21 protein-coding genes are annotated in these 25,851 nt (G+C 69.3%); 7 read left to right on the top strand and 14 right to left on the bottom strand.

Going from position 1 to position 25,851, the window contains the following annotated elements:
- Positions 1-5: 5 nt before the first annotated feature.
- The 12 genes from HNP48_RS15720 to HNP48_RS15665 all read right to left on the bottom strand — a co-directional run bounded on the left by HNP48_RS15720 (position 6) and on the right by HNP48_RS15665 (position 14,433).
- Entirely contained in the window at positions 6-3,125 is a 3,120-nt protein-coding gene (locus HNP48_RS15720; RefSeq protein ID WP_184858558.1) for an efflux RND transporter permease subunit, read from the bottom strand.
- Between the two features lie 13 nt (positions 3,126-3,138).
- Positions 3,139-4,260 carry an efflux RND transporter periplasmic adaptor subunit gene (locus tag HNP48_RS15715; protein ID WP_184858556.1) on the bottom strand — a complete coding sequence of 374 codons (1,122 nt, stop codon included), beginning with the start codon at positions 4,258-4,260 and terminating at the stop codon, positions 3,139-3,141.
- Positions 4,257-4,799: a hypothetical protein gene (locus HNP48_RS15710; protein ID WP_184858554.1), complete on the bottom strand. Its 543-nt coding sequence runs from the start codon at positions 4,797-4,799 to the stop codon at positions 4,257-4,259. Before HNP48_RS15710 ends, HNP48_RS15715 begins: the two co-directional genes overlap by 4 nt.
- A 38-nt stretch (positions 4,800-4,837) precedes the next feature.
- Positions 4,838-6,094 (bottom strand): TolC family protein, encoded by a 1,257-nt coding sequence (locus HNP48_RS15705; RefSeq protein WP_260420245.1) that lies wholly within the window; start codon positions 6,092-6,094, stop codon positions 4,838-4,840.
- Positions 6,095-6,235: 141 nt separating this feature from the next.
- Positions 6,236-6,616: a hypothetical protein gene (locus HNP48_RS15700; protein WP_260420244.1), complete on the bottom strand. Its 381-nt coding sequence runs from the start codon at positions 6,614-6,616 to the stop codon at positions 6,236-6,238.
- A 112-nt stretch (positions 6,617-6,728) separates the two neighbouring features.
- Positions 6,729-7,541, bottom strand: a complete 813-nt coding sequence (locus tag HNP48_RS15695; protein ID WP_184858550.1) for a heme ABC transporter ATP-binding protein — start codon at positions 7,539-7,541, stop codon at positions 6,729-6,731.
- Positions 7,538-8,620, bottom strand: coding sequence for an iron ABC transporter permease (locus tag HNP48_RS15690; protein ID WP_184858548.1), 1,083 nt, complete (start codon positions 8,618-8,620; stop codon positions 7,538-7,540). The genes HNP48_RS15695 and HNP48_RS15690 overlap by 4 nt, the downstream gene beginning before the upstream one ends.
- On the bottom strand, positions 8,617-9,486 hold the full coding sequence (locus tag HNP48_RS15685) for a hemin ABC transporter substrate-binding protein (protein ID WP_184858546.1): 870 nt from the start codon (positions 9,484-9,486) through the stop codon (positions 8,617-8,619). Before HNP48_RS15685 ends, HNP48_RS15690 begins: the two co-directional genes overlap by 4 nt.
- Complete coding sequence (locus HNP48_RS15680; protein WP_409362561.1) at positions 9,476-10,603, bottom strand: hemin-degrading factor; 1,128 nt, start codon at positions 10,601-10,603, stop codon at positions 9,476-9,478. Before HNP48_RS15680 ends, HNP48_RS15685 begins: the two co-directional genes overlap by 11 nt.
- Positions 10,604-10,608: 5 nt before the next feature.
- Entirely contained in the window at positions 10,609-10,956 is a 348-nt protein-coding gene (locus HNP48_RS15675; protein ID WP_184858542.1) for a hypothetical protein, read from the bottom strand.
- 47 nt (positions 10,957-11,003) lie between these two features.
- Positions 11,004-13,247: a TonB-dependent hemoglobin/transferrin/lactoferrin family receptor gene (locus HNP48_RS15670; protein ID WP_184858540.1), complete on the bottom strand. Its 2,244-nt coding sequence runs from the start codon at positions 13,245-13,247 to the stop codon at positions 11,004-11,006.
- A 163-nt stretch (positions 13,248-13,410) separates the two neighbouring features.
- On the bottom strand, positions 13,411-14,433 hold the full coding sequence (locus tag HNP48_RS15665; RefSeq protein ID WP_184858538.1) for an AraC family transcriptional regulator: 1,023 nt from the start codon (positions 14,431-14,433) through the stop codon (positions 13,411-13,413).
- An 83-nt stretch (positions 14,434-14,516) separates the two neighbouring features.
- Between HNP48_RS15665 and HNP48_RS15660 the strand changes: the two genes are divergently transcribed.
- Positions 14,517-16,541 (top strand): TonB-dependent receptor domain-containing protein, encoded by a 2,025-nt coding sequence (locus tag HNP48_RS15660; RefSeq protein ID WP_184858536.1) that lies wholly within the window; start codon positions 14,517-14,519, stop codon positions 16,539-16,541.
- Between the two features lie 58 nt (positions 16,542-16,599).
- Here the strand turns inward: HNP48_RS15660 and ahpF are convergent, their stop codons facing one another.
- Positions 16,600-18,207 (bottom strand): alkyl hydroperoxide reductase subunit F, encoded by a 1,608-nt coding sequence (ahpF, locus tag HNP48_RS15655; protein WP_184858534.1) that lies wholly within the window; start codon positions 18,205-18,207, stop codon positions 16,600-16,602.
- Positions 18,208-18,390: 183 nt separating this feature from the next.
- Positions 18,391-18,966, bottom strand: a complete 576-nt coding sequence (ahpC, locus tag HNP48_RS15650; protein ID WP_184858532.1) for an alkyl hydroperoxide reductase subunit C — start codon at positions 18,964-18,966, stop codon at positions 18,391-18,393.
- A 357-nt stretch (positions 18,967-19,323) separates the two neighbouring features.
- On the opposite strand from ahpC, the gene HNP48_RS15645 reads away from it, so the two are divergent.
- The 6 genes from HNP48_RS15645 to HNP48_RS15620 all read left to right on the top strand — a co-directional run bounded on the left by HNP48_RS15645 (position 19,324) and on the right by HNP48_RS15620 (position 25,819).
- Complete coding sequence (locus HNP48_RS15645) at positions 19,324-20,118, top strand: FTR1 family protein (RefSeq protein ID WP_184858530.1); 795 nt, start codon at positions 19,324-19,326, stop codon at positions 20,116-20,118.
- A gap of 195 nt (positions 20,119-20,313) precedes the next feature.
- Complete coding sequence (bfr, locus tag HNP48_RS15640) at positions 20,314-20,790, top strand: bacterioferritin (RefSeq protein ID WP_184858528.1); 477 nt, start codon at positions 20,314-20,316, stop codon at positions 20,788-20,790.
- 437 nt (positions 20,791-21,227) lie between these two features.
- On the top strand, positions 21,228-21,536 hold the full coding sequence (locus tag HNP48_RS15635) for a DUF3649 domain-containing protein (protein WP_184858526.1): 309 nt from the start codon (positions 21,228-21,230) through the stop codon (positions 21,534-21,536).
- Positions 21,533-23,230 (top strand): PepSY domain-containing protein, encoded by a 1,698-nt coding sequence (locus HNP48_RS15630; protein ID WP_184858524.1) that lies wholly within the window; start codon positions 21,533-21,535, stop codon positions 23,228-23,230. Before HNP48_RS15635 ends, HNP48_RS15630 begins: the two co-directional genes overlap by 4 nt.
- A 14-nt stretch (positions 23,231-23,244) precedes the next feature.
- Complete coding sequence (locus HNP48_RS15625; protein WP_184858522.1) at positions 23,245-23,577, top strand: DUF3325 domain-containing protein; 333 nt, start codon at positions 23,245-23,247, stop codon at positions 23,575-23,577.
- Between the two features lie 76 nt (positions 23,578-23,653).
- On the top strand, positions 23,654-25,819 hold the full coding sequence (locus HNP48_RS15620) for a TonB-dependent siderophore receptor (protein ID WP_184858519.1): 2,166 nt from the start codon (positions 23,654-23,656) through the stop codon (positions 25,817-25,819).
- The last annotated feature ends 32 nt before the right edge of the window (positions 25,820-25,851 follow it).

Here is a 25,851-nt window from a genome sequence, read left to right as displayed (position 1 = left end):
AAAAATCAGAAGGCCTCGGCGCTCTTGTCGTCCAGCAGGCGCTCGGCATCGCGGCGGCCGAACAGCCAGAACAGCGCCGGGGTCAGGAAGGTGTCGAGCAGGGTTGAACTGATCAGGCCCGAGAAGATGACCACCGCCACGGGGTGCAGGATCTCGGTGCCGGGGCGCTCGGCCTCCAGCAGCAGGGGAGCCAGCGCGAAGGCCGTGACCAAGGCCGTCATGAGCACGGGCGAGAGGCGCTCCAGCGAGCCGCGCACGATCATCGCGGTGTCGAAGTTCTCGCCCTCCACGCGCATCAGGTTCAGGTAGTGGCTGACCTTCAGGATGCCGTTGCGCACCGAGATGCCCGCCAGCGTGATGAAGCCGATCAGCGCCGCCACCGACAGCGGCTGCCCCGAGATCCACAGCCCCAGCACGGCACCCACCAGCGCCAATGGGATGTTGGCCATGATGAGCGCCGACAGCGTGGCCGAGCGGTAGCGCGTGTACAGCACCACGAACATCAGCACCAGCGAGACGATGGCCAGCATGCCCACCAGGCGGCTGGCCTCTTCCTGCGCCTGGAACTGGCCGCCCAGAGTGATGAAGTAGCCATCCGGCAGGCGCGTCTCGCCCACCACCTTGCGGATGTCGGCCACCACATCGGACAGCGCCCTGCCCTGCGCATTGGCCGAGAGCACGATGCGGCGCTTGCCATCGTCGCGGCTGATCTGGTTGGGGCCGTCGCCGTCCTCGATGCTCGCCAGGCGCGACAACGGCACGCGCCCGCGCGGCGTCTCGATCATGATCTGCGCCAGGCCATCCAGTGAGCGCGCACTCTCGGGCAGGCGCACCACCAGCGCAAAGCGCCGGCTGCCCTCCACGATCTGCGTGAGCTTCTCACCCTCCACCAGGCCCTGCAGCGTGGCCAGCACCTGCGCCGCGGGCACGCCGTACTGGGCGGCCGCAGCATGGTCCACGCGCACGGTGATCTGCGGCGCCAGCACCTGCTTTTCCACCTCCAGATCGGCCAGGCCGTCGATGCTGGCCAGGCGCGCGCGCAGCGCATCGGCCTGGCCGCGCAGGGTATCGAGGTCTTCGCCGAAGAGCTTGATCGCGATCTGCGAGCGCACACCCGAGAGCATGTGGTCGATGCGGTGCGAGATCGGCTGGCCGATGGCGATGGCAGCCGGCATCTGCGCCAGCCGGCTGCGGATGTCGGCCTGCACCTCGGCCATGCTGCGTTTCAGTTCGCCCGCGGGCAGCAGGCCCACGTCGAGCTCGCTCACGTGCACGCCCTCGGCATGCTCGTCGAGCTCGGCCCGCCCGCTGCGCCGGCCCACGTGCGTGACCTCGGGCACCTGGCGCACCAGCACCTCGGCCTGGCTGGCCAGTGCCGTGGACTCGGCCAGCGTCACGCCCGGGTTCAGGCGCATGCCGATGAGCAGGGTGCCCTCGTTGAAGGGTGGCAGGAAGGTGGTGGGAAAGAACGGCACCGCCGCCACCGACAGCACCACCGCCACCGCGCTCACCGCCATGGCGATGCGCGGGTGCGCCAGCACGCGGGTGAGCCCGCCGCGGTAGCGCGCCTTGAGCCAGGCCACCACGCGCGTGTCGCCATGGTCCAGGTTCTTCATGCGCGGCAGCAGGTAGAAGGCCAGCACCGGCGTGACCGTGACCGATACCAGCAGCGAGGCCAGCGTGGACACGATGAAGGCAATGCCCAGCGGCACGAACAGCCGCCCTTCGATGCCCGGCAGCGCGAACAGCGGCAAAAACACCAGCACGATGATGGCCGTGGCGTAGAGAATGCCCGAGCGCACCTCCATCGACGCGAGCTTGACCACCTCCAGCGGGTGCAGCCGGTGCTGGGGGTGCCGGGCGCGGTCCATCTTCAGGCGGCGCAGCACGTTCTCCACGTCCACCACCGCATCGTCCACCAGGCCGCCGATGGCAATCGCCAGGCCGCCCAGGGTCATGGTGTTGATCGACAGGCCGAAGTACTTGAAGACCAGCGCCGTGATGAAGATCGACACCGGGATGGCCGTGAGCGCGATCACCGTGGGCCGGAGCGTCCCGAGGAACACGAACAAAATCACCGCCACGAACACCGAGGCGCCGATGAGCTTGCCCTGCAGGGTGGTGACCGAGGCCTCGATGAAGCTGGCCTGGCGGAAGGTGACGCGCGGCGCCTCCATGCCGGCGGGCAGCGACTTCTTCAGATCGACCAGCGCCGCCTCGATGCTGCGCGTGAGCGCGATGGTGTCGGCGGTAGGCTGCTTCTGGATGCCCAGGATCACGGCCGGCTTGCCTTCGAAGCCCGCATCGCCGCGCTTGAGTGCGGCGGCAAAGCTCACCTCGGCCACCTGGCGCAGCAGCACGGGCTGGCCGTTCTTCGCCGTGAGGGCCAGGTTCTGCAGGTCTTCCAGCCGCGAGGTGCGGCCCAGGTGGCGGATCAGGTACTCGCGCCCGTTGAGCTCCAGAAAGCCCCCCGAGGTGTTGGCCGAAAACCCCTTGAGCGCGCCCGTGAGCTGGTCGTGCGTGATGCCCAGCTCGGCCATGCGCGCCGTCTGCGGCTGCACCTGGAACTGGCGCACCTCGCCGCCGATGGGAATCACCTGCGCCACGCCGGCAATCGCCAGCAGGCGCGGGCGCAGCACCCAGTCGGCGTACTCGCGCACGGCCATGGGCGTGGTGCGCTGCACGTCGATGGGAATCGCCACCTGCATGATCTCGCCCATGATGGAGCTGATGGGGCCCATGCGCGGCGTCACGCCCACGGGCAGGCCTTCCTCCATGGAGGACAGGCGCTCGGACACCATCTGCCGTGCGCGGAAGATGTCCACGCTCCAATCGAAGGTGACGTAGATGAAGGACAGGCCCGCGCTGGAGGTGGAGCGCACGCTCTCCACACCGGGCAGGCCGTTCATCGTCGTCTCCAGCGGAAAGGTGATGAGCTGCTCCACCTCTTCGGCGGCCATGCCGCCGGCCTCGGTCATCAGCGTGACCGTGGGCTTGTTGAGGTCGGGGAACACATCCACCGGGGTGCGCGAGAGCGTGAAGGCGCCATAGGCCATGAGCACGCCGGCCGCGATCAGCACCAGCAGCCGATTGACCAGGCTGCTTTCGAGTAGCCACTTGAACATGGTGGTGGCTCCCTCAGCGGACCTGGTTGATCAGCGTGGCGCCCTGCGTGGCCACGCGGTCACCGGCCTTGAGGCCCGAGGTCACGGCCACCGAGGTGCCGTCGAGCGGCACATGGGTGACCACACGCGGCACGAAGCGCTCGGGCGATTCCTTGACCCAGACGATGGTCTGGTTCGCGGGGTTGCGCAGCAGCGCGGCAACCGGCACCTGCACACCGGCCACCTGCTCGGTGGACTGCACGAACACGCGCACGGGCTGGCCCAGGGCCAGGGTGCCCAGCACCGCCGAGTCGCCGGCAAACTGCAGCGGCAGCGCCTGCTCGCGCAGGCTGCGCGCCGCGCCCAGAAAGCGCAGCGGCACGCGCTGCCCGCCCACGGCCAACGCGGCGCCGGCCACGCTGTGGGCCTGCGCCGTGTCATAGGCCAGGGCCTCGACGCGCAGGCGCGCGGGGTCCACCACCTCGAACACCAGCTCGCGCGCATCCACCACCTGGCCGGCCACGGCGTTGGCCGAAGCGATCACGCCCGAGACCGGCGCCAGCAGCGCATCGCGCGTGGACAGGCCGGCCCCCACCGCGCCCAGGCGCTGGGTGAAGCTCTGCAGCTCGCTCTCGGCCGCCTCGATCTCCTTGCGCGGCACGGTGTCGGCCAGCTCTTTGAGCCGCGCCACGCGCCGTGCCGCCAGATCGCGCGAGGCACGCAGCTCGGCCTGTTGGGCCAATTGGTTGGAGCGCTCGATGGCGCCCGCTGTGGGCACCACATAGGCCAGCACCTCGCCCTTGCGCACCGCTTGGCCCACGCCAGGCAGGCCCTTGGGCCCGGCCTCCAGCCGGCCGGCCAGCGCGGCCTGCACCTTGCCGCCGGCATTCGGGTCCATGACCACGGTGCCGGCCAGCTCGAAGGCCTTGGCGTGCCGGCCCTCGGCCGCCACCAGGGTGCGCACGCCCAGCTGGCGCTGCGCGGGCTTGGGCAAGAAGACGCTGCCATCGGGCTGGCGCTTGGGGCCGTTGCCGTCGGCTGCGGGCGGGGCGTCGCCATGGTCATGGCCTTCGCCGGCCCAGGCGGGCAGCGCCGCATTCAGGCTGACGGCGGCCACAAGGGCCGCCAGGGTGGGGGCAATGGCACGGCGGCTCATGCGGCACCTCCCACGCGGGCGGTGCGGCCACGGCGCAGGCCCCACACGGCGGCCAGCGCCGCCAGCACGGCGGCGACGGCACCTGCCACCCAGGCCTTGCGCGGGCCCGCCGGCCCGGCAGGGGCCTGCACGGCGGCATGCACGTCGATCTCGCCCGCCAGCAGGTCGGTCTCGTTGCCGGCGGCCACGGTGGCCGTGACCGGGCTCACGCCCTCGGCCAGGGGTGCGGACAGGGCGGCCTGGAATTCGCCATCGGCCACGCGGGTCACGGGCACGCGCGTGCCGGCGATGTCGAGTTCAAGCTGGGCCTCCTTCACGGGGCTGTTGTCGCCCGCGTGGTCGAGGTAGAGCGCAAGTTTTTGCCCCTCAAGAACGCCGACCAGCTCGAACAGGTCGGAGGTGGCGGCAAAGCGCGGCAGGGATGCGTCGGCCGCAGCGGCGGGGGCCGCGCCATGGTCGCCATGGGCATGGGCCCACAGGGGCGCCAGGCCCAGCACCAAGGCCAGGCCCAGGGCGGAGAAAAGAGAAGGGAGTTGCATGTGGGTCACCAAAAATGGGGGCGGAAAAGACCGGGTATTCACTGCGGCAGCAGGCCCAGGGCCTGGCGCAGGCTGGAGATGGCGGCGGCCGCATCGATGCGCGCGCGCGCCAGTTGGCGTTCGGCCTGCACGGCGTCGAGCTCCACGCGCAGGCGCGTGGGCCAGTCGGCCTCGCCCAGGCGGAAGGCCTTGTCGACAAAGCCGCGCGCATCGCGTGCCAGGGCCGCATGGCGCTCCATGGCCTCGCGCTGGCGCTTCATCGACTGGACACGGGCCGTGGCCGCAGCCACCTCGGCGGCCAGCCGGTCCTGCTCCACGCGCACGCGCGCCTCGGCATCCAGTGCGTCGGCGCGTGCAGCGGCCTCCTTGGCACGCGCGCGGTCGCCGCCGCCCAGGGGAATGCGCAAGCCCAGCGTGAAACTTTGCGCATAGCGTTCGCCCGACTGCTCGCGCGCCCGCGTGGCGGCCACGGTCAGCTCGGGGTTGGCCCGGGTCTGCACGGCCGCCAGGTCGGCGCTGCGGCGCGCCACCTCGGCCTGGTCCTGCCAATCCGCCACGGCGGGGTGGTCGGCGGGCAGTCCGGCGGCGGGCAAGGCCTCGGGCTCGGCGCCATCGGCCTGGACCACGGCACCGCCCCACACCGCCAGCGCGGCCTGCGCGGCATCGCGCGCGCCCGTGGCTTCGGCCACGGCGGCCTCGGCCTGGGCCACGGCACCATCGGCCTGGGTCTGGTCGGCGCGCGACATGTCACCGGCCTGGAAGCGCCGCGCCACGTCGGCCGCGAGCTGCTGCGCGCTGTGCAGCCGGTCCTGGGCCAGTCCCAGCTCCGCCTGGGCCCGCTGCAAGGCCCACCAGGCCTCGCGCACGGTGGCCGCCAACTGCAGCTGCGCGGCCCGGCGGCGGCTTTCCACGGCCTGGAGCTCGGCATCGCCCAGCGCCGCCTTGCGGGCGCGCTCACCGGGCAGCCACAGCGGCAGGGCCACGCCCACCTCGTATTCGCGGCTGCCCTGGTTGCTGCCGGGGCGGTCGCTCTTGCGCGACAGTTCCAGCGCGGCGGGCTCGGCCGTCCAGGCGTCGGCACCGCTGCGCGCGGCCTGCGCGGACTCGCGCCGCAGCGCGGCCGACTGCGCCTCAGGCTGGCGTTCCCAGGCCCTGTCGAACAAGGCTTTCAGCGTGAGCGGCGGCTGTGCCGGCGGCGACTGGGCCAGCGCGGCACTGCCGCCCAGTGCCCACGCCAGGGCCACGGCCGCCATGCGCAGCCGTGGGGTGTGGTTCGTTTCTCTCGTTCGTTGCATCCGATTCCTCTGCAGTGGCCGGGGGCCACGGGGTTGAAATCGGCAAGGCACGATGCCGGGCGCGCACGCGCGCACCGTGGCTGCCCATCCAGGCAGCGTGGAATCGTCAGGAAAGGGGCTGCCCGCAGCCCGCCTCGCCGCTCAGGCGAGGGAGAACCAATTGGGGCGTTCGGGGCGGGAAAGGGGGGGATGCACCCAGGCCGGCGCCATCTGCGGCGCAGGGCGGCCCACCGACACCACGATGGCCTGCGCACTGGCGCTCAGCGCCATGCCGCTGCCCGCGCCGTGGCAGGCGTGGCAGTCCATGTCCGCCGTGCCGGAGGTGGCCAGACCTTTGTGGTCCGGCGTCTCGCCCGCCTGGGAAGGGACGGCATGCCCGTCATCGGCCTGGTGCTCGTGCACATGGTGGCCGAAATGCGAGGCTTGCGGTGCTGCCTCGTGCCCGCAGTACGGCGATGCCGCGGCCCAGATGGACTGGAGCGGCATGAACAGCAGCAGAAAGACAAGCAGCAGGCGGCGCATGGTGTGCGCGCATTCTAGTGACAAGATGGCGCGGCGCAGCATGCGCCGGCACGCATATCCCCATGGCCCCAAGGGCAAGGCCCGGCAAGATGACGCAATCGTCATCTGCGCATCACCCGGCTGCCACCAGGAACTGCGCCACGCCATCGCTGGCGCGCACCTCGGAGCATTGCACGCCCCACACGCGCGCAATCGCGGCGGGGTTGAGTATCTCCGGTGCAGGGCCTACGTCGCAGCGCCCGGCCCCCATCAGCACCACGTCGTGCGCATAGCGCAGCGCCAGGTTCAAATCGTGCAGCACCGCCACCACGCCGATGCCCTGCTCCACCGCCCAGCGGCGCACCAGGGCCATGGCCTGGTGCTGGTGCGCCAGGTCGAGCGCCGCAGTAGGCTCGTCGAGCAGCAGCCAGCGTGTGGCGCCGTCGGGCAAGGGCTCCCAGATCTGCGCCAACGCGCGCGCCAGGTGGGCACGTGCACGCTCGCCACCCGAGAGGGTATTCACCCCTCGCGTCGCCAGGTGCGCCACGCCCGTGGCCTCCATGGCATCGTGGGCAATGCGCGCCTCCTGCCGGCTGGGAGATTGCCGGTGCGGAAAGCGGCCCATCTCCACCACCTCCTGCACCGTGAAATCGAAGGCCACGGCCGTCTCCTGCGGCAGCACGGCGCGCAGGCGCGCCAGTTCTGGTGCGCCGATGCGTGCCAGCGGGCGGCCCGACAGGCCCACGCTGCCCGAGCGCGGCGTGCGCTGGCCCGAGAGCATGGACAGCAACGTGGACTTGCCCGCCCCGTTGGGCCCGAGGATGGCCGTAAAGCGGCCGGGCTGCAGCTGCGCATGCACGGTGGCCAGCAAGGGCCGGCCAGGCAGGCCCACGCCCAATTGATCGCAGACCAATGGGTCGCCGGATGCTTGGGGCAAGGCACTCATACCTTGCTCCGAAACTGGCGCAGCATGGCCAGGAACAGCGGCACGCCGATGAAGGCCGTGAGCACCCCGAGCGGCAGCTCGGCGGGCTTGACGATGGTGCGTGCCACCACGTCGGCCACCAGCACCAGCGTGGCACCCAGCAGCGCCGAGCACGGCAGCACCACGCGGTGGTCCGGCCCGGCCACCAGGCGCACCCAGTGCGGCGCCACCAGGCCGATGAAACCGATGATGCCGGTGGCAGCCGTGACGGCCCCCACGGCCAGCGCCGTCACCAGCACGGCCAGGCGCTTGGTGCGCTCCACCGGCACGCCCAGCAGCGCAGCCTGCGCCTCGCCCAGGGCAATGGCATTGAGCGGCCGCGCCAGCGCCAGGCCCAGGCCGCAGGCCACGGTCACGATGGCCCCCACCAGGGCCACGGCGCTCCAGCGTGCTCCACCCAGGCTGCCCAAGAGCCACATCTGGATGTTGCGCAACTGCTCGTCGGTGGAGATGAAATTGAGGTAGCCCAGGCCTGCCAGCGCCAGCGCGTTGACTGCCACGCCCGCCAGCAGCATGAGCCCCATGCGCGTGCCACCATCGGCCTGCGCCAGGCCGTAGATCAGCGCCGTGACCACCATGCCACCGCCGAAGGCCATCGCCACCAGGGGCCAGCTGCCCAGGGTGCGCGGCAGATCGGGCAGCCAATGCATGCCCAGCACAATGGTCAGCGCCGCGGCCAGCGCGGCCCCGCTGCTCACGCCGATCAAGCCGGGGTCGGCCAGCGGGTTGCGGAACAGGCCCTGCATCAGCGCGCCGGCCAGGCCCAGGCCTGCGCCCGCGGCCACGCCCATCAGCAGGCGTGGCAGGCGGATATTGACGAACACCAGGTACTCGGGCGCATTCTCGGGTGCGGGCACGGCGCCCACGGCCTGCAGCAGCACCTGCCACAGCTGGTTGACCGTGATCGCATAGGCCCCCTGGGTGCTGGCCCAGACAAAGGCCGCAGCCACCAGCGCCAGGCCCAGGGCCAGTGCGCTGCGGGGGGTCAGGCGCCCCGGAACCCAGCGTGCGCCAGGCGCTGCCGCCACCAGTTCACTCACGCAGTGACCGCCTGCAGGCGCGCCTGGATCTCACGCACGGTGGCCGGCAGGCGCGGCCCGAAGCCGAGCAACTGGCTGGCCTCCATGGTCACCAGCGCCTTGCGGCGAAAGGCAGGGGTGAGCGCCAGCTCAGGCCGCTGCCAGAACGCGGCCTCGCCGCCCAGCGCCTCGATGCCCTGGGTGCTGTTGAGCAGCACCTCGGGCGCGGCGCTGGCCATGGCCTCGGCCGTGAGCGGGCGGTAGCCCGCGAACTGGGTGATGGCGTTGGTGCCGCCGGCAAAGCGGATCAGCGCGTCGGCCGCCGTGCCGGTGCCGGCCACCATGGGGCTGCCGCTGTGCGACAGGATGAAGATGGCACGCGGGCGCTTCGTGGAGGCCGCCACGGCCTTCTGCACTGCCGCCCACTGGGCATCGAGATCGGCCTGCAGAGCGGCGGCCTCGCGTTCGCGGCCCGCCACGCGGCCCACGGTGGCGACCTTGCGCTGCACCTCGTCCCAGGTGTGGTCGGCCTTGACCAGCTCCACGCGCACACCGGCGCTGCGCACCTGGTCCAGCACCGCGGGCGGGCCGGCCTCGGTGGTGCCCACCACGGCATCGGGCTTGAGCGACAGCAGCCCCTCGGCCGAGAGCTGGCGCATGTAGCCCACCTTGGCAGTCTTCTGCGCGGCCTCGGGGAACAGGCTGGTGGTGTCGGTGCCCACGAGCTGGGCTTGCGCACCCAGCAGGTAGACCACTTCGGTCAGCGCACCGCCGAGCGAAACGATGCGCGCAGCGCCCGCCGCATGGGCCTGGCTCAGGGAGAAGACCAGGGGCAGCGCTGCGGCGCCGCGAAGAACCTGGCGGCGATCAACCGTATCACGCAGCATGGGCCAGCTCCTGCTGCCGTGGCAGGCCCGCGACCAGGTCGCGCCAGCCCTGCAGCTCGGCCTGACCGGGCTTGCGTGCGCCGAAGAACATGGCCATCAGCTCGCCCGCATGGTCAAAGGCCTCGACCGAGGTCACCACGCCGTCGGCCGTGGGCTTTTCCACCAGCCACACGCTGGCCACCATGTCGGTGCGCAGGTGCAGGTTGAAGCCGGGGTCGAGCACATTGATCCACTGCGCGCCGCCCGGCGTATCGAGCGGCTTGATGTTGGTGACGGGCCCCGTGTGGATCTGGATGCAGCCGCCGCTGCCCACGAAGACCATGATGGGCAGGCCACCCGCGGCCGCCTGCTGCAGCACGGCGGTGACGGATTCCTTCGCCAGGCGCCAGGCAAACTGCCCCTCCACCAGGCGAAAGCTCTGCTGGCGCTCCACCGCGAACTTCCGGATCAGGCCGAAGAATTCGTGCGTGTCCTGCATCGCGGCCCAGCCTTCGCGCAGGCCCGCAGCGTCGATCTCGGCATCGGGCCGAGGCACTTCGGCCGCTGGCGGCGCACCGAAGACGTAGCCCGCACTGGGCTGGGCAAAGCGCTGCACCACCGCATCGAGTGCGGCCAGGTCGGTGGCCTCGCGCACAAAGACCTTGTGCACCGCACGCCCGTGGGCATTGAAGAACTGCAGGCTGCGCTGCGCCGGGCGCGCCGGGTCGGCGGCCGCCTCGGTGACGGCAAAGCCCGCATGCCACTGCGCGAAGAACAGGCGCAGGTCGATGTCTTCGCTCAGGGCGATGCCCACCGGCCCCGTGGCCGAAATGTTGGTATAGACCCCGGTCTTCTCGTGCACCACGCCCTCGTTGCGCGTGAGCGCCATCAGCGGGCCGCAGGCTTCGAGCGCCTGCAGCAGCTGCAGCCACGAGCCCTGCAGCGGCACGGCCTTGAGCGGGTATTCATGCTCGCCCGCATGCGCGGCGATGGCTGCGCCTTCGGACAGGCCCAGGGCTTCGGCGGCCTCTTTGGCACGCTTGCCCGTGGCGCGCACGGCAGCAAACTGTTCGCGGATGGCGGGCGCGGTCTGCAGGCGCACGCCGTTGGGGTCGGGGGTGAAGGAAGAAGAAGTCATGCGCGTCATTGAACGGTCTCGGGGGCGGCGATCCACAGCGCACGGCGCTGCTCGGCAGCCGACAGCGCGGCGCTGGCGGCATCGGCCGCGGGGCCCGCGCACTGCTGGGCCCAGCGGCCCTGCAGGCTCCACACCACGGTGCGAAAGTGCGGCGTGAAGCCCTCGGCATCGGCCAGCATCTGCAGGTTGGCAGTGATCTTGCGGCCCATGGCATCGCGGTGGCTGTCGCAGCAGGCCTGCACATAGCCCGTCATCAGCGCCAGGGTGCCGGCCAGCAGCGCCTCGGCGCAGGGCAGGCTGTATTCCTCGTCGCAGTGGCCGCTGGATGCGGGCGTATCGGGTGCATGGCTCATGTCTGTCTCCTTGCGCGATGGGATGGGTTCGAAGAAAGCTCGCCCGGTCAGAAGTCCGCGACCAGCGAGACGCGCACGGAGCGGCCGGGCTGGCTGTAGGCGTCGATGAAGCTGGCATTGGCGGCCAGGCCGCGCACGTCGGCCCAGCGCCAGTGCTTCTTGTCGGTCAGGTTGTAGATGCCGGCGTTCAGGCGCAGGTCCTTGCGGATGCGCCACTGGCCCGACAGGTCGAGCACCGTGTAGGACGGCGTGAGGAACTGCGTGCTGCCCGTGGCCAGGGTCACGTCCTCGGCCTTCTTGGCGGCGGCATGCGTCATGTCCAGGCGCACCATGAAGGCGCTGGTGTCGTAGCGCAGGCCGGCCGTCAGGCGCGAAGGGTCCACGGTGTTGACGGGCTTGCCGGTGGCGGTGTCGCGCCCGCGCGTCTGGCCGTAGGCGAAGGGCGTGCTCAGCTGGCCACCCGCCAGCTTGCCCCAGCGCACATCGCCCTTGACCTCGATGCCGTTGAGCTTGACGCGGCCGATGTTGACCGACTGGAACACCAGCGGGTTGCCCGGCGCGCCCGTGCCGCCCACCTGGCGCAGGTCTTCGATGAAGTCCTTGTAGCGGCCGGTGAAAGCGGCGGCCTCGATGGACAGCATGTCCATGCGGCCGCGCACGCCGAGCTCGAAGTTCTGGCTCTTCTCGGGCTTGAGGTTGCCGTTGGGCACCGTCTTGTAGTTGCTGACCGGGTTCTCGAAGAAGGCGTTGACCTGGCCGGCGTTGGGCGCGCGGAAGCCCGCCGCATAGTTGCCGAACACGCTCCAGGCCTCATTGGCGCGGTACAGCACGCCGAGCTTGGGCGAGGTGGCGTTGCCCGAGAGCGAGACCGCCTGTGCGCCAAAGCCGGTCTGGTCGGCCTTGATGCGGAAGCTGTCGAAGCGCACGCCGGGCGTCACGCTGAAGGGGCCGCTCACGATCTCGTCCTGCACGTACAGCGCGGCGCTGGTCTCGTTGGTGTCGGGGAAGCGCTTGAGCGGGAAGGTCTCGCCCACGGGCGGCGTCACGCCGTCCTGCAGGTTGGTGACCTTGGCGGCCGCGTAGTCCAGGCCGTAGGTGATCTTCTGCACCAGGCTGCCGCTGCCGCGCAGCACCTTGCTGCCCTGCAGGTTGGCCTGCCAGCTGCGCTCGTCGTAGGTCACGTCGCGCACGCGGTCGGCGGCAGTGTTGCGGTCCTCGAAGGCGTATTCGCGCGAATGCGCGTCCTGGTAGCTCAGCGTGGCCTTCACGTCGTCGGCAAAGCCGGTGTTCAGGTGCCAGCTGCCCTCCCAGGTGGCGCGCGTGCGCTGCATGTCGGTGGAGGAATTGGACGACAGCGTGGACGTGGCGGCCAGCGGCGGCTTGGAGCGCGCGGTGAGCAGCTCGTAGTCGGAGGTCTTGTCCACATGCTCCAGCGTGAAGGCGTGGCGCTGGCCGCCACCGGGGGTGAGCACCACCTTGGCCAGCAAGGCGCCGCCCTGGTCCTTCTGCGGGTTGGGCAGGGTGCGGTCGGCGTTGGCCGCATCGTTGGTGCCCATGTTGTCGAGCTCGCGCGAGCGGTTCACGCTGCCGGCCACCAGCCACTGCACCGCGTCGTTGACGCGGCCCGCCACCGTGGCGCCCAGGCGCTTGCCATGGTCATCCCCATCGTAGCCGGCGCTGACCTGGCCGCCCAGGGCCTTGCCGTCCTTGAGGAAGTTCTCGGGGTCCACGGTGATGAAGTTCACCAGGCCGGCCATGCCATCCGAGCCGTACAGCGCCGAGGTGGCGCCGCGCACCACCTCAATGCGCTGCAGCAGGCCCATGTCCAGGTAGTCGCGGCCGAAGGCGTTGGCGCTGAACACGTAGCTGCGCGGCAGGCGGATGCCGTCCACCATCATGAGCACGCGGTTGCCGTCCAGGCCGCGGATGTTGAAGCCCGCGTTCTGTTCGCGCCCTGTGGAGCCGCTGGCCAGCGAGAAGCGCGCGGGCGAGCGCGTGACCGACACGTTGGGAAGCTCGCGCGCCGCATCGCGGATGTCGCGCACCTGGCCCTCTTCGAGCGCACGCGCGTTGATCACGTCGATGCTCATGGGCAGCTCGTCGGGGTTCTGCTCGCTGCGCGAGCCGCTGATCACCACCTCCTTGAGCGCGGGGCCGGCCGCAACCAGCTGCACGGGCTCGCTGCCCGCGGTCTGCGCCTGGGCGCCCGTGAAAGAGGCACATGCCAGCGCGGCCAGCAGGGCCAGCGGGCGGAGTGCGAAACGGGGGGAGTTGTCGGTCGGGTGCGCCACAGGGGAAACCTTTTCTCTGAATCGGGGTTGGAACAGAGCTGGCTTCGGGCGCCGGAAATCCCCGGGAAAGTGGGGCTGGCAGTGGCTGGCTATCGGGTCATTATATGAGAATAATTATCAATACGTATTGACCTGTCTCCGTCTGTGCCCTTGCAGAACCCTTTTACAGCCGCTGGCGCGCCTGCCGCGGCGTGATGCCGAACACGCGGCGGAACGCGGTCGCAAAATTGGCCGCGCTGGCGTAGCCGGCCAGGGCGGCGGCGCCCGCCACATCGGCCTCGCCGCGCTCCAGCGCCTGGCGCGCGCGCAGCAGGCGGCGCTGGCGCAGGTAGTCCACCACCGAGGTACCACCGACCTTGGGAAAGTGGCGCTGCAGGTGGGCCGCGCTCATGCCCGCATGGCGCGCGATGGCGGCCAGGGGCATGGCATCGGCCTCCCCGCTGTCCAGGAAGTCGCGCAGCGCGCGCAGGCGGCGGTGGCTGCGCGCATCCAATGCGCCGTGCCGCGCGGGGGGCGCAGCCCCTTCTGCCGAGCCTGTGCCCTGGCGCGCGATCACGTCCAGCGCCTCGACCACGATGTCCAGGCAACGGCTCTCCAGCCACAAGCGGCGCAGGGCGGGATCCATCTCGGGCGGGCGGCCGATCTGGTCGGCCAGCGCCATGGCGCGCGCCGAGGGCTGCCAGGGCGCCACGGCCAGGTGCTGGCGGCAAAAGGCCTGCACGGCGCCATGGGCCACGCCGTTGGCCTCCAGCCACTCGGGCATCAGCGTGAGCGAGACCTTGCGTTCGGCGCGCCCGCTCTGCCAGTGGCGCGTGAAGCGGTCGGGCTCGGCCAGCGCGACCAGGGCGGCCGCGCTGCGCCCGCCCTGCGGGCCGAGCACAAAGCTGCGCCGCCCGTACGACAGCTCGGAGCTGCCCTGCACCAGCATGCACAGCTTGAGGCCAGGCAACAGCAGGTTGGAGGTGCGCAGCGTGCACAGGTCCTGCAGCTCGGTGCGGTAAAGCACCAGACCCGGGCGCAGCTCCAGGGTTTCCATGCGGCCGCGCAGCACCTCGCTCGGCGCCGCCTGCATGCCGGCGACCTGGTAGTCGCCCCCCAGCAGGTGCAGGTTGCGCGTGAGCTCGGGCAGCCCGAGCACGGGCATTTCTGGGCACAGCGCAAAGCTTTCTGGGTGGATATCCAACATGGCGGCAGCCCAAGGGGGCGTAAGCGTGAAATGATAAACGGGTTTCATTCTCATTTAGAACATACAACAGCACCGAGGACCGCATGCATTTCCGTACCACCCCTTTTCCCCTGGCGCTGAGCGCGCTGTGCGCCGCCCTCGCCGCCGCTGGCGTCCATGCGCAGACCACGCCGGACACTGCGGCCCCCGCCCTGTCCACCGTCGTGGTCACCGCCTCCGGCAACGAGCAGGAGCTGCGCGAGGCACCGGCCAGCGTCTCCGTGATCACGCGCGAAGACCTCGAACGCCGCCCCGTGCAGGAGCTGGCCGAACTGCTGGGCACGGTGGAGGGCGTGACGCTGAGCCGCAGCGGCAACCTGGTGCCCGGCGTGCAGCTGCGCGGCCTGGGCTCGGCCTACACGCTGATGCTGATCGACGGCAAGCGCGTGAACGCCACCTCGGCCATGTTCCGCGGCAACGACTACGACACGGGCTGGGTGGCCACCGACGAGATCGAGCGCATCGAGATCGTGCGCGGCCCGATGTCCTCGCTCTACGGCTCGGACGCCATCGGCGGCGTGGTCAACATCATCACGCGCCCGGTGGGCAAGCAGTGGCGCGGCTCGGCCCGTGTGGAGACCGTGCTGCAGCAGGACAAAGAGGCCGGCGACAGCCGTCTGGCCGGTTTTTCGCTGGCCGGCCCCATCGCCACCGACCTGCTGGGCCTGAAGCTCACGGGCGCCTACGACCAACGCGATGCCGACGGCGCCAACATCAACTCCCTGCCGGCCTCGGGCACACGCCAGACCGGGCTGCAGCACCTGCGCAACCGCCTGTTCGGCGCGCAGCTGGCCTTCACGCCCGACACGCGCCAGAGCATCACGGCCGATGTGGACACGAGCCGGCGCGACCATGCGGGATTTCTGATGGAGCGCGATGCCGTCGCGCTGCGCCACAAGGGGAAATGGGGATTCGGCAACACCGAGCTGACCTATGCCGCTGACGAGATCCGCAACCTCACCGGCATGGTCACGGGCCAGGTCAACCCCAACAAGGCCAGCACCAGCAACCTGAACGGCAAGCTCAACCTGCCCGTGGCCTGGGGCAACCAGTTCGTCACGGCAGGCTTTGAGGTGCGCCGTGAAAAGCTCAACGACCCGGCCAACCTGCGCGGCCTGCCCGGCACGGCGGGCTACAACGCCAGCCCCGAGACTTCGATCGGCCAATGGGCGCTGTTCGTGGAGGACGAGATCCGCGTCAACGACAAGCTCGCCATCACCCTGGGCAACCGCTTCGACCACCACGAGAACTTCGGCGGCCACAACAGCCCACGCGCCTATGCGGTCTACCACCTGAACGATGCCGTCACGCTCAAGGGCGGCGTGTCGCGCGCCTTCCGCGCGCCCACGCTGCTGCAGGGCAGCCCCAACTGGGGTTCGGTGTCCTGCGGCAGCGCCACCGTGGGCTGCTACATCGTGGGCAGCAACGCCATCCAACCCGAGACCGGCACCAGCCAGGAGCTGGGCCTGCAGTTCGCGCAGGGCATCCACAGCGGCGGCCTCACGTTCTTCAACACCGACCTGAAGAACATGATCGACATCACCAACCGCACGGCCGACCGCGCGCTGGCGCCGAGCTACGACAACTTCGTCGGCTACCTGCCCGATGGCCGCCCGATCTTCCGCTACCAGAACATCGCCAGCGTGCGCTCGCGCGGCGTGGAAGCCAACTGGGCGGCCCGCCCCTCGGCCGCCTGGAACCTGCGCGCCAACTACACCTACACCGACGCCAAGAACACCAGCGGCGCCATCGCCCTGCCGCTGACCTACCGGCCGCGCCATGTCGTGAACCTGGGTGCCGACTGGCGCGCCACGGCGCAGCTCACCATGAGCGGCAGCCTGCGCTACCACAGCGCCCAGTACATCAGCGTGCCGTCCAATGGCCAGAACAAGGTGGAGAAAGCCGGCTATGCGATCGCCGACCTCACTGCCGGCTGGCGCATCACCGAGGCGCTCACGCTGCGCGGCGGCATCCTGAACCTGACCAACAAAACCTTCGACCGCACGACCTCGGCCGACTTCAACGAGGACGGCCGCCGCTACTACCTCGCACTGCACGCCAGGTTCTGACGGAGCACGAAAAAAAGGGAGCCCGGAGGCTCCCTTTTTTTCGGAACGCAGGTTGGCCTTACGCAGCCACCGCCTCGGGAACGGCTTCGGCCGTGGCCTTGGCCACCACCGGCATGCGGATCAGGTGGTCGAAGGCGCTCAATGCGGCCTTGGATCCATCGCCTGCGGCGATCACGATCTGCTTGAACGGCACGGTGGTGCAGTCGCCCGCAGCGAACACGCCGGGCAGGTTGGTGCGGCCGTGCGCGTCGACGATGACCTCGCCGAACTTCGACAGCTCCACCGTGCCCTTGAGCCATTCGGTGTTGGGCACCAGGCCGATCTGCACAAACACGCCTTCGAGCGCCACCAGGTGCTCTTCGCCCGTCGCCCGGTCCTTGTACCTGAGGCCATTGACCTTGCCATCGGCGCCGGTGATCTCGGTGGTCTGCGCATTGGTGTGCACCACCACATTGGGCAGGCTCTTGAGCTTGTTGACCAGCACGGCGTCGGCCTTGAGCTGGTCGGCGAACTCGATCAGCGTGACATGGGCCACGATGCCGGCCAGGTCGATGGCCGCCTCGACACCCGAGTTGCCGCCGCCGATGACGGACACGCGCTTGCCCTTGAACAGCGGGCCATCGCAGTGCGGGCAATAGGCCACGCCCTTGTTCTTGTACTCGGCTTCGCCGGGCACATTGACATTGCGCCAGCGCGCGCCGGTGGACAGGATCACCGTCTTCGATTGCAGCGTGGCGCCGTTGGCCAGTTGCACACCGACCAGGCCACCGGGTTCCGAGGCCGGGATCAGCTTGTCAGCGCGCTGCAGGTTCATGATGTCCACGTCGTAGGCGCGGGTATGGGCTTCGAGTGCGGCGGCGAACTTGGGGCCGTCGGTCTCGAGCACCGAGATGTAGTTCTCGATGGCCAGTGTGTCGTTGACCTGGCCGCCAAAGCGCTCGGCCGCCACACCGGTGCGGATGCCCTTGCGAGCAGCGTACACCGCAGCTGCGGCACCGGCAGGGCCGCCGCCGACGATGAGCACGTCGTAGGGTGCCTTGGCCGACAGCTTGGCCGCATCACGGGCGGCAGCACCGGTATCGAGCTTGGCCACGATCTCTTCGACCGACATGCGGCCTGAGGCGAACACCTGGCCGTTCATGAACACCATGGGCACGGCCATGATCTCACGCTCGGTCACTTCCTTCTGGAAGGCGCCGCCTTCGATCACCGTGGTCTTGATCTTGGGGTTGACGATGGACATGAGCGACAGCGCCTGCACCACGTCCGGGCAGTTGTGGCAGGTCAGGCTCATGTAGACGTCGAAGCTGAAGTCGCCGTCCAGCGCGGCAATCTGCTCGATCACCTCGGGCTCGACCTTGGGCGGGTGGCCGCCGGTCCACAGCAGGGCCAGCACCAGCGAGGTGAACTCATGGCCCAGGGGCAGGCCGGCAAAGCGCAGCGAATTCGTGCTGCCCACGCGCTGCAGGCTGAACGAAGGCGTGCGGGCGTCCTGGCCATCGGTGCGCAGGCTGATCTTGTCGCTGCGCAGGGACTGGATGGTCCGGAGCAGCTCCAGCATGTCGCGGGAGGTCTCGCTCTCGTCCAGGGAAGCCACCAGTTCGAACGGCTGCGTCACGCGCTCCAGGTAGGCGGCAAGCTGGGTCTTGAGTTGGTCGTCGAGCATGGTGGTGTCCTTTCGATTTATAGGTACAGGTTGGGGGCTCGGGGCGCTTGTGGCAAGCCCCGTACCGCAACAGTGCGTAAGAAAAAATGGGCGAAAAAAAGCCGGACGGCATGGCGCACACGCGCCACGACGCTGTCCGGCTGGGGGCGGCCTTGAGGCCGCCGTGCCGATGCAATCAGCCGATCAGATCTTGCCGACCAGGTCCAGCGAAGGAGCCAGGGTCTTGGCGCCGTCGTTCCACTTGGCGGGGCAGACTTCGCCGGGGTGGGCGGCGGTGTACTGGGCAGCCTTGAGCTTGCGCACGGTTTCCTTGACGTCGCGGGCGATTTCGTTGGAGTGGATTTCAGCGGTCTTGATGATGCCGTCGGGGTTGATCACGAAGGTGCCGCGCAGTGCCAGGCCTTCTTCAGGGATGTGCACGCCGAAGGCGTTGGTCAGCTGGTGCGTTGGGTCGCCGACCAGGGGGAACTTGGCCTTGCCCACGGCAGGCGAGGTTTCGTGCCACACCTTGTGCGAGAAGTGCGTGTCGGTCGTGACGATGTAGACCTCGGTGCCAGCCTTCTGGAACTCGGGGTAGTTGTCGGCCGCGTCTTCGATTTCGGTGGGGCAGTTGAAGGTGAAGGCGGCAGGCATGAAGATCAGCACGGACCACTTGCCCTTCAGGTCGGCTTCGGTCAGGTCGATGAACTCGCCCTTGCCATTGCGGTTGACGAAGGCGGTGGTCTTGAAGGGTTGAACTTGCGTGTTGATCAGGGACATTGCTGTTTCCTTAAATAAAAGGTGGGTTGTGAACTGACTACGGAATGAAGTTTAGGCCCTGGAAGGCCATCAATCCAATTAATTGATTTGATTGAATCAATTGGCTGTGACTATATCAAGACAATGCCCTACCGTCGCCTTGGCCGCGTGGCGGCCGCCGACACGGCCCTTGTGCCATGTCAAATAATCCAAACGAGATTGATTCTCGTTAAGCGCATAATCCGCGGGCCGCGGGCGCTGCCAGTGCCCTGCGGCACCGCCTTGGCCACTGCTGCCAATTCCCTCCGAACCGGTCATAAGAGCCAGGTTTCGCCCCCGGGCGGATCGGCTCACCATCCATAGCAAAGACCTGAATCCATGTTCCAGACCCTGCTCATCTGTTTCCGCGAAGGGCTCGAAGCCCTTCTGGTCGTGGCCATCGCCACCCTGTACCTGCGCAAGACCGGGCGCCTGCACCTCCTGACGCCACTGCGTGCCGGCGTGGTGGTCGCCCTGCTGCTCTCGCTGGGCCTGGGCTGGGTGCTGTCGCGCGTGGGTGCGCTCTCGCCCGTGGCCGAAGGCGTGATGGCCCTGGTGGCCGCCGCCGCCGTGGCCTGGTGCGTGGTGCACATGCGCAGTGCCGGCAAGGGCATGGGGCAGGAGATTGCAGCCCGCATCGACCGCGCCAGCGTGCTCGAAGGCCCGCAGGCCTGGCTGGCCGTGTTCCTGTTCGCCCTGTTCATGGTGGGCCGTGAAGGGGTGGAAACCGCCACCATGCTGGCCTCGCTGGCCAGCAGCGCCGAACTCGGCTACATGGTCTGGGGCGGCCTCGGCGGCCTGGCGCTGGCCGCCGCCATCGCCTGGGCCTGGACACGCTATGGCCGCGCCGTGAACCTGGGCCGCTTCTTTCGCGTGACCTCCTGGTTCATGGCCGTGTTCGCCGTGCAACTCGTGGTCTATGCACTGCACGAGTTCACCGAAGGCAACCTCATCCCCGGCATCGACAACGCCTGGTGGCATGCCAACACCGAGGACCTGGCCGAAGGCTCGATCGCCCAGATGATCTCGCTGGCCCTGGTGCTGGTGCCCACCGTTTGGCTCGCCGCTGCCCACTGGCGCGACCGCCGGCAGGCCGGCAACACGCCCTCCGCACCGGGCGTGCAGGCACAGTAAACCCGCCTGCCGCATCCATCCCTGGCCACGGGCCGCTGTGCAACGCGCAGCGGCCCGTGCTGTCTTTTGCGGCCCCAAACGCGAACACAACTCAGCATCACACGCAGCCAATGCGCCACAGAGGGGTCTTGCCTTGCACGGGCCCTGCCGGGTCACGACAATCAGCGGCGAAACAACCATAAGAAGGAGTCTCCCATGCAAGGCGACGCACAGGTCATAGCCCATCTGCAGGCCCAGCTCAAGAACGAGCTCACAGCCATCAACCAGTACTTCCTGCACTACCGCATGCTCAAGCACTGGGGCTTCGACAAGCTGGCCAAGAAGGAGTACGAGGAGTCCATCGGCGAGATGAAGCACGCCGACGTGCTCATGGACCGCATCTTCATGCTCGACGGCCTGCCCAACCTGCAGGACCTGGCCAAGCTGCAGGTCGGCGAGGACGTGCCCGAGATCCTCAGCTGCGACCTGAGCTCCGAAAAGGGCGCCCAGGCCACGATCAAGGAAGGCATTGCCCACTGCGAGGCCGTGCGCGACTACGTTTCGCGCGACATCCTGCAAAAGATCCTCGACGATACCGAAGAGCACATCGACTTCCTGGAAACCCAGATCGAGCTGATCGCCAAGGTCGGCCTGCAGAACTACCTGCAGTCGCAGATGAGCGAAGAGGACTGAGCCAGCACCCCCTCCCCATTCACGAGTCGCCCCACGAAGCAAGCGAGCAGGCTCGACAAGAAGAAGACCGGACCATCGACGACGGCGGCAATACTGAGAAACACAAGCACCTCACGCATTCTCCAAACGGGCCCTGGCCCGTTTTTTTATGCCCGCCTGGCACAAACCGTTGCATTTGCACATCAAGCATTCACATTTGCAAATGCGAATGCTTCTCATAAATTACACTTTCGGCCCGAAGGCCTTTTGACCTGTGCGGGCGCTCCGGGCGCCGCAGTGCAGACCCACAGGCCCCGAAACCACCCGCCAGCCAAACGGGGCTCCGTGCCCTGCAGCCAGCATCCCGTGGTCGCCAACCCTGCGCTCACAACACCAGGGCCAGGCTGCCGCCCGCGTCGCAACGACGCGTCCTCTCCCATTCGGACGACCGATCGCCCATGAAAGCGACCCACCCTGCCTGGCGCTACCGCCTGGCCATCACCTCGCGCGCGCTGGCCGCCACCGCCGGCGGCTATGCGCTGGCCGCCGCCTTCACGGCCGCGCTGTCCCTCGCCCTGGCCCTCGCCATGCCGCGTGTCGAGGCGGTGCTCACCGCCACCATGCTGGCCTGGCTGGTCTACGCGGGCGCCGCGGGCTGGGCCTTCTATGCGCGCACGGCCTGGGGCGCCTGGGGCGGCACCCTGCTGCCCGCACTGCTGCTGGGCGCCGGCGCCATGGCCCCGCGCTGGCTGGAGCAACTGCAATGACCGCGACGACCCCACCCTCCGCCCCGGCACCGCGCGCAGCGCGCGAACAGGCACGCGAAGGTTTTCGCCAGGCCATGTCCTGGCTGCACACCTGGGCTGGGCTCGTGCTGGGCTGGCTGCTGTTCGCGATCTTCCTCACGGGCACGCTGTCCTTCTTCAAGACCGAGATCAACCTGTGGATGCGGCCCGAGCTGCATGGCATGCCCGCGCCCACGCGCGACGTGGCCGAGCGCGCCATCGCGGCGATGAACCACAAGCAGCCCGACGTCACGCAGTGGATCATGCGCATGCCCGACGAGCGGCAGAACGCCATCACGCTGCTGTGGCGCGACACGGGCAACGGCCGCTTCGAGACCCTGCTCATGAACCCGCAGACCGGCCAGACCGTGGACGCGCGCAAGACCATGGGCGGCGAGTTCTTCTACCGCTTCCACTTCGAGCTGCGCACCGCGCAGAAAGGCCGCTGGGCTATCGAGGGCCGCTGGGTGGTGGGCGTGGCCACCATGCTGATGTTCATCGCCCTGCTCACGGGCGTGGTCACGCACCGGCGCATCTTCAAGGACTTCTTCACCTTCCGCCCCACCAAGGGCGGGCAGCGCGCCTGGCTCGATGCGCACAACGTCACCGGCGTGCTGGTGCTGCCCTTCTACCTGATGATCACCTTCAGCGGGCTGATGATCTTCCACACCCTGTACATGCCCTCGGGCATCGCGGCCGCCTACCAGGGGCCCAAGGGCGTGGACTCGCAGACCTATTTTGCCGACCTGCAGGGCGAGAAGCCCGAGCGCCGCGTGCGCCGCAACCCGGGCGACAAGGTCGAGCCCCTGCCCGCGCTGGCACTCGGCCCCATCCTGGAGCAGGCACGCACGCGCTGGGAGGGCGGGCGCATCGGCGGCATCCAGGCGCGGCGCGATGCGCAGGGCACGCCGGTGGTCGAAGTCACGCGCCACGAGGGCGACCGCCTGCAGTACCGGCCCGAGCGCATGCTGTTCGACGGCACCACGGGCAAACTGCTGGAGCAGACCGATGCCACCACGCCCGCCGCCGTGACCTACGGCGTGCTCTACGGCCTGCACCTGGGGCGCTTTGCCGGCCCGGGCATGCGCTGGGTGCTGGTGGGCTTTGGCCTCCTGGGCAGCCTGATGATCGCCACCGGCATGGTGCTGTGGTCGGTCAAGCGCGCCGCGCAAGGCCAGCGCAAGGGCGCTGCGGCCGAAGCAACGGTGCGCCTGCCCTTGGGCCAGCGCCTGGTGGCAAGCCTCAACATCGCCTCGCTCGCCGGCCTGCCGCTGGCCTGCGCGGTGTACATGGCATCCAACCGGCTCATCCCCCTGGATGCGCCCGAGCGGCCCGATGCCGAGCTGTCGTACTTCTTTGGCGCCTGGGGCGTGGCCCTGCTCTGGGGGGTGCTGTTCCCCAACCGCCGGGGCTGGTCGCTGGTGCTGGCGCTCGCGGGGGCCACCTGGGCCGCGCTGCCGGTGCTCAATGTGCTGACCACGGCCACGCACCTGGGCGTGAGCCTGCCCGCAGGCGACTGGCTCTGGGCGGGCCTGGACCTCAGCTTCCTGGCCACCGGTGCATTGCTGGGCTGGCTGGCCTGGCGCCTGCGCCCGGGCCGGCCCTTGCCGAGCAAGGCCCCGCGCAGACCCGCAGCCATGGCTGCGCCCGATGCCCAGCCTGCGACCCAGGCCTGAGGGAGCCATTCACCATGTCCGCCTTTTTCTTCTGCTTTGCCGCCTGGTCCGCGATTGCCCTGGGCATGGACCGCCACCATGAAGACGCGATGGGCCGCGAGGCGGGCGCCCCGCGCCTGGCGCAGCTGCGCCGTGCGGGCTGGCTGCTGCTGGCGCTGTCGCTGTGGCTGGCCGCCCACCCGTCTGCGGGCACACCCGCAGCGCTGGGCGTGACGGCCTGGACGGTTGCGCTCTCGGTGGCCGCCGTGGCGGTCACCGCCGTGATGACCTGGCAGCCCCGGCGCGCGCCTTGGCTGGCCGGCGCCGCACTGGCCGCCGGCCTCGCGGCCTGGGCCGCCGGGCGCTGAAGAACCGCCCCCCCCGCGCAGCACCCATCGATTTCGTCTTTTCCCCTCCATCACCGTTTCCTCTTCAAGTCACCCCATGTCCCAGCATTCCCTGTTGCTCGCCGCACGCACGCCCCTGGCGGCGGCCCTGATTGCCGCCTTCAGCGCCCCCGCGCTGGCCCAGTCCACGCCAGCGCCACGCACTCCCCAGACCCTGGGCGAAGTCACCATCCAGTCGGGCACCGCGGACGACGCCTACTCGCCCGCCGCCAGCAGCACCGCCACCAAGGGCAGCGCGCCGCTGCGCGACGTGCCCCAGGCCGTCAACGTGGTCCCGGGCCAGTTGCTGCGCGACCAGGGCGCACGCTCCATGGAAGACGCGCTGCGCAACGTGCCGGGCGTGGCCATGAGCCATGGCGATGGCCAGCGCGACCAGGTGGTGATCCGCGGCTTCACGGCCATTGCCGACCAGTTCGTGGACGGCGTGCGCGACGATGCGCTGTACTTCCGCGACCTGGCCGACATCGAGCGCATCGAGGTGCTCAAGGGCCCGGCCGCCGTGCTCTACGGCCGCGGCTCGTCCGGCGGCCTGATCAACCGCGTGACCAAGAAACCGGTGTTCGGCACGACCAATGGCGAAGCCACGCTGGGCCTGGGCAGCCACGATTACCGCCGCGCCACGGCCGACGTGAACGTGGGCATCAGCGATGCCGCCGCCGCCCGCCTCAATGTGGCGGGCGAGGACTCGGGCAGCTACCGCGACCAGCAGTTCGTCAAGCGCCACAACTTCGCGCCCTCGCTGGCGCTCAAGCTCGCACCCCAAACCCAGCTGCTGCTGCAGTACACCGACGCGCGCGACCAGCGCCTCACGGACTTCGGCATCCCCGCGCTCAACGGCCGCCCGGTCAACGTGCCGGCCGGCACCTACTACGGCTCGGGCACGGCCGAGAAGGACGACACCAGCACCAGCCATGTGCAGTCGTTCACCGCCACGCTCAACCACCGCTTCAGCGACGACTGGTCGGTGCGCAACGTCACGCGCCTGTACGACTACACGCTGGACCGCTACAACACCCTGCCCGGCGGCACCACCGACCCGGTCACGATGACCGTGGGCCGCACGCGCAGCCTGGTGTTCCGCGACGAGAGCGGCGTGTTCAACCAGACCGACCTGACCTGGCGTAATACCCTGGGCGGCCTGCGCCAGGAATGGCTGATGGGCATGGAACTGGGCCGCCAGAAAAAGCGCGCCGAATCCATCTCGGCCGGCGTGGTCGACCGCGTGAACATCCTGAACCCGGGCAATGTGCCCGCGCCGACCATCCCCGCCAGCGCCTACACGGCCACCAGCGCCATCCCCAGCCACACCGAGCAGAGCACGGCAGCGCTCTACGTGCAGGACCAGATCACCCTGGCGCCGCAATGGAAGGCCCTGGTGGGCGCGCGCTACGACGTGTTCAAGCAGGAGACGAACTTCGACCGCACCCTGGCCAGCCTGGCGCGCACCGACAAGAAATTCAGCCCGCGCGCCGGCATCGTCTGGCAGCCGAGCGAGCAGGTGTCGTACTACCTGTCGTACAGCAAATCCTTCCAGCCCTCGGGAGAGACCTTTGCGCTGGCGGCCAACAACACCGCCAACGAGCCTGAGATCACGCAGAACAAGGAAATCGGCGTCAAGCTCGACCTGCTGGACGGCCGCCTCAACCTCACCGGTGCGCTGTTCAACCTCACGCGCAGCAACATCAAGAACACCGACCCCGTCAACCCCGCGCGCCAGATCAATGTGGGCACGCAGCGCACCAACGGGCTGGAGATCACCGGCAGCGGCCGCCTGTCCGGCGGCTGGGATGTGAGCGCCGGCTATGCCTACCTCGACGGTCGCATGACCAAATCCCTGGCCAGCGCCGCCAGCAGCCAGTTGCCCACGGTGAACGTGCCCTCGCAGGGCAAGGTGGCGGCGCTCACGCCGCGCAACTCGGCCTTCCTGTGGGCCATGAAGGACATGGGCCACGGCCTGCGCCTGGGCGGCGGTGTGAGCCACGTGGGCGAGCGCTACACCTCGCTCACCAACCTGGTCACCCTGCCCGCCTACACCACGGTGGACGCGGCCCTGCAGTACACGCTGGGCCAGTGGGGGCTGGACGTGAATGTCAAGAACCTCACCAACCGCAAGTTCTACGTATCGTCCCATGGCAGCAACGACAACCTGATCCTGCCCGGCTCGCCCCGCGCGCTGCAGGTCACGCTGCGCACCCGCTTCTGACCTCCTCCTGCACCATCTGCTTTCACGCCCGC

Origin of the sequence: Acidovorax soli, assembly GCF_014207955.1 — a bacterium.
In the GTDB taxonomy this organism is placed as follows: Bacteria; Pseudomonadota; Gammaproteobacteria; order Burkholderiales; family Burkholderiaceae_C; genus Acidovorax; species Acidovorax soli_A.
Note: the sequence above shows the minus strand (reverse complement) of the source record. Positions and strands in the feature narration are given on the sequence as shown.

Bases quoted from the DNA above. Each gene is read 5' to 3' on its own strand.
- HNP48_RS15720 (WP_184858558.1), bottom strand. From the start codon at position 3,125: ATGTTCAAGTGGCTACTCGAAAGCAGCCTGGTCAATCGGCTGCTGGTG.
- HNP48_RS15715 (WP_184858556.1), bottom strand. From the start codon at position 4,260: ATGAGCCGCCGTGCCATTGCCCCCACCCTGGCGGCCCTTGTGGCCGCC.
- HNP48_RS15710 (WP_184858554.1), bottom strand. From the start codon at position 4,799: ATGCAACTCCCTTCTCTTTTCTCCGCCCTGGGCCTGGCCTTGGTGCTG.
- HNP48_RS15705 (WP_260420245.1), bottom strand. From the start codon at position 6,094: ATGCAACGAACGAGAGAAACGAACCACACCCCACGGCTGCGCATGGCG.
- HNP48_RS15700 (WP_260420244.1), bottom strand. From the start codon at position 6,616: ATGCGCCGCCTGCTGCTTGTCTTTCTGCTGCTGTTCATGCCGCTCCAG.
- HNP48_RS15695 (WP_184858550.1), bottom strand. From the start codon at position 7,541: ATGAGTGCCTTGCCCCAAGCATCCGGCGACCCATTGGTCTGCGATCAA.
- HNP48_RS15685 (WP_184858546.1), bottom strand. From the start codon at position 9,486: ATGCTGCGTGATACGGTTGATCGCCGCCAGGTTCTTCGCGGCGCCGCA.
- HNP48_RS15680 (WP_409362561.1), bottom strand. From the start codon at position 10,603: ATGACTTCTTCTTCCTTCACCCCCGACCCCAACGGCGTGCGCCTGCAG.
- HNP48_RS15675 (WP_184858542.1), bottom strand. From the start codon at position 10,956: ATGAGCCATGCACCCGATACGCCCGCATCCAGCGGCCACTGCGACGAG.
- HNP48_RS15665 (WP_184858538.1), bottom strand. From the start codon at position 14,433: ATGTTGGATATCCACCCAGAAAGCTTTGCGCTGTGCCCAGAAATGCCC.
- HNP48_RS15660 (WP_184858536.1), top strand. From the start codon at position 14,517: ATGCATTTCCGTACCACCCCTTTTCCCCTGGCGCTGAGCGCGCTGTGC.
- ahpF (WP_184858534.1), bottom strand. From the start codon at position 18,207: ATGCTCGACGACCAACTCAAGACCCAGCTTGCCGCCTACCTGGAGCGC.
- ahpC (WP_184858532.1), bottom strand. From the start codon at position 18,966: ATGTCCCTGATCAACACGCAAGTTCAACCCTTCAAGACCACCGCCTTC.
- HNP48_RS15645 (WP_184858530.1), top strand. From the start codon at position 19,324: ATGTTCCAGACCCTGCTCATCTGTTTCCGCGAAGGGCTCGAAGCCCTT.
- bfr (WP_184858528.1), top strand. From the start codon at position 20,314: ATGCAAGGCGACGCACAGGTCATAGCCCATCTGCAGGCCCAGCTCAAG.
- HNP48_RS15635 (WP_184858526.1), top strand. From the start codon at position 21,228: ATGAAAGCGACCCACCCTGCCTGGCGCTACCGCCTGGCCATCACCTCG.
- HNP48_RS15630 (WP_184858524.1), top strand. From the start codon at position 21,533: ATGACCGCGACGACCCCACCCTCCGCCCCGGCACCGCGCGCAGCGCGC.
- HNP48_RS15625 (WP_184858522.1), top strand. From the start codon at position 23,245: ATGTCCGCCTTTTTCTTCTGCTTTGCCGCCTGGTCCGCGATTGCCCTG.
- HNP48_RS15620 (WP_184858519.1), top strand. From the start codon at position 23,654: ATGTCCCAGCATTCCCTGTTGCTCGCCGCACGCACGCCCCTGGCGGCG.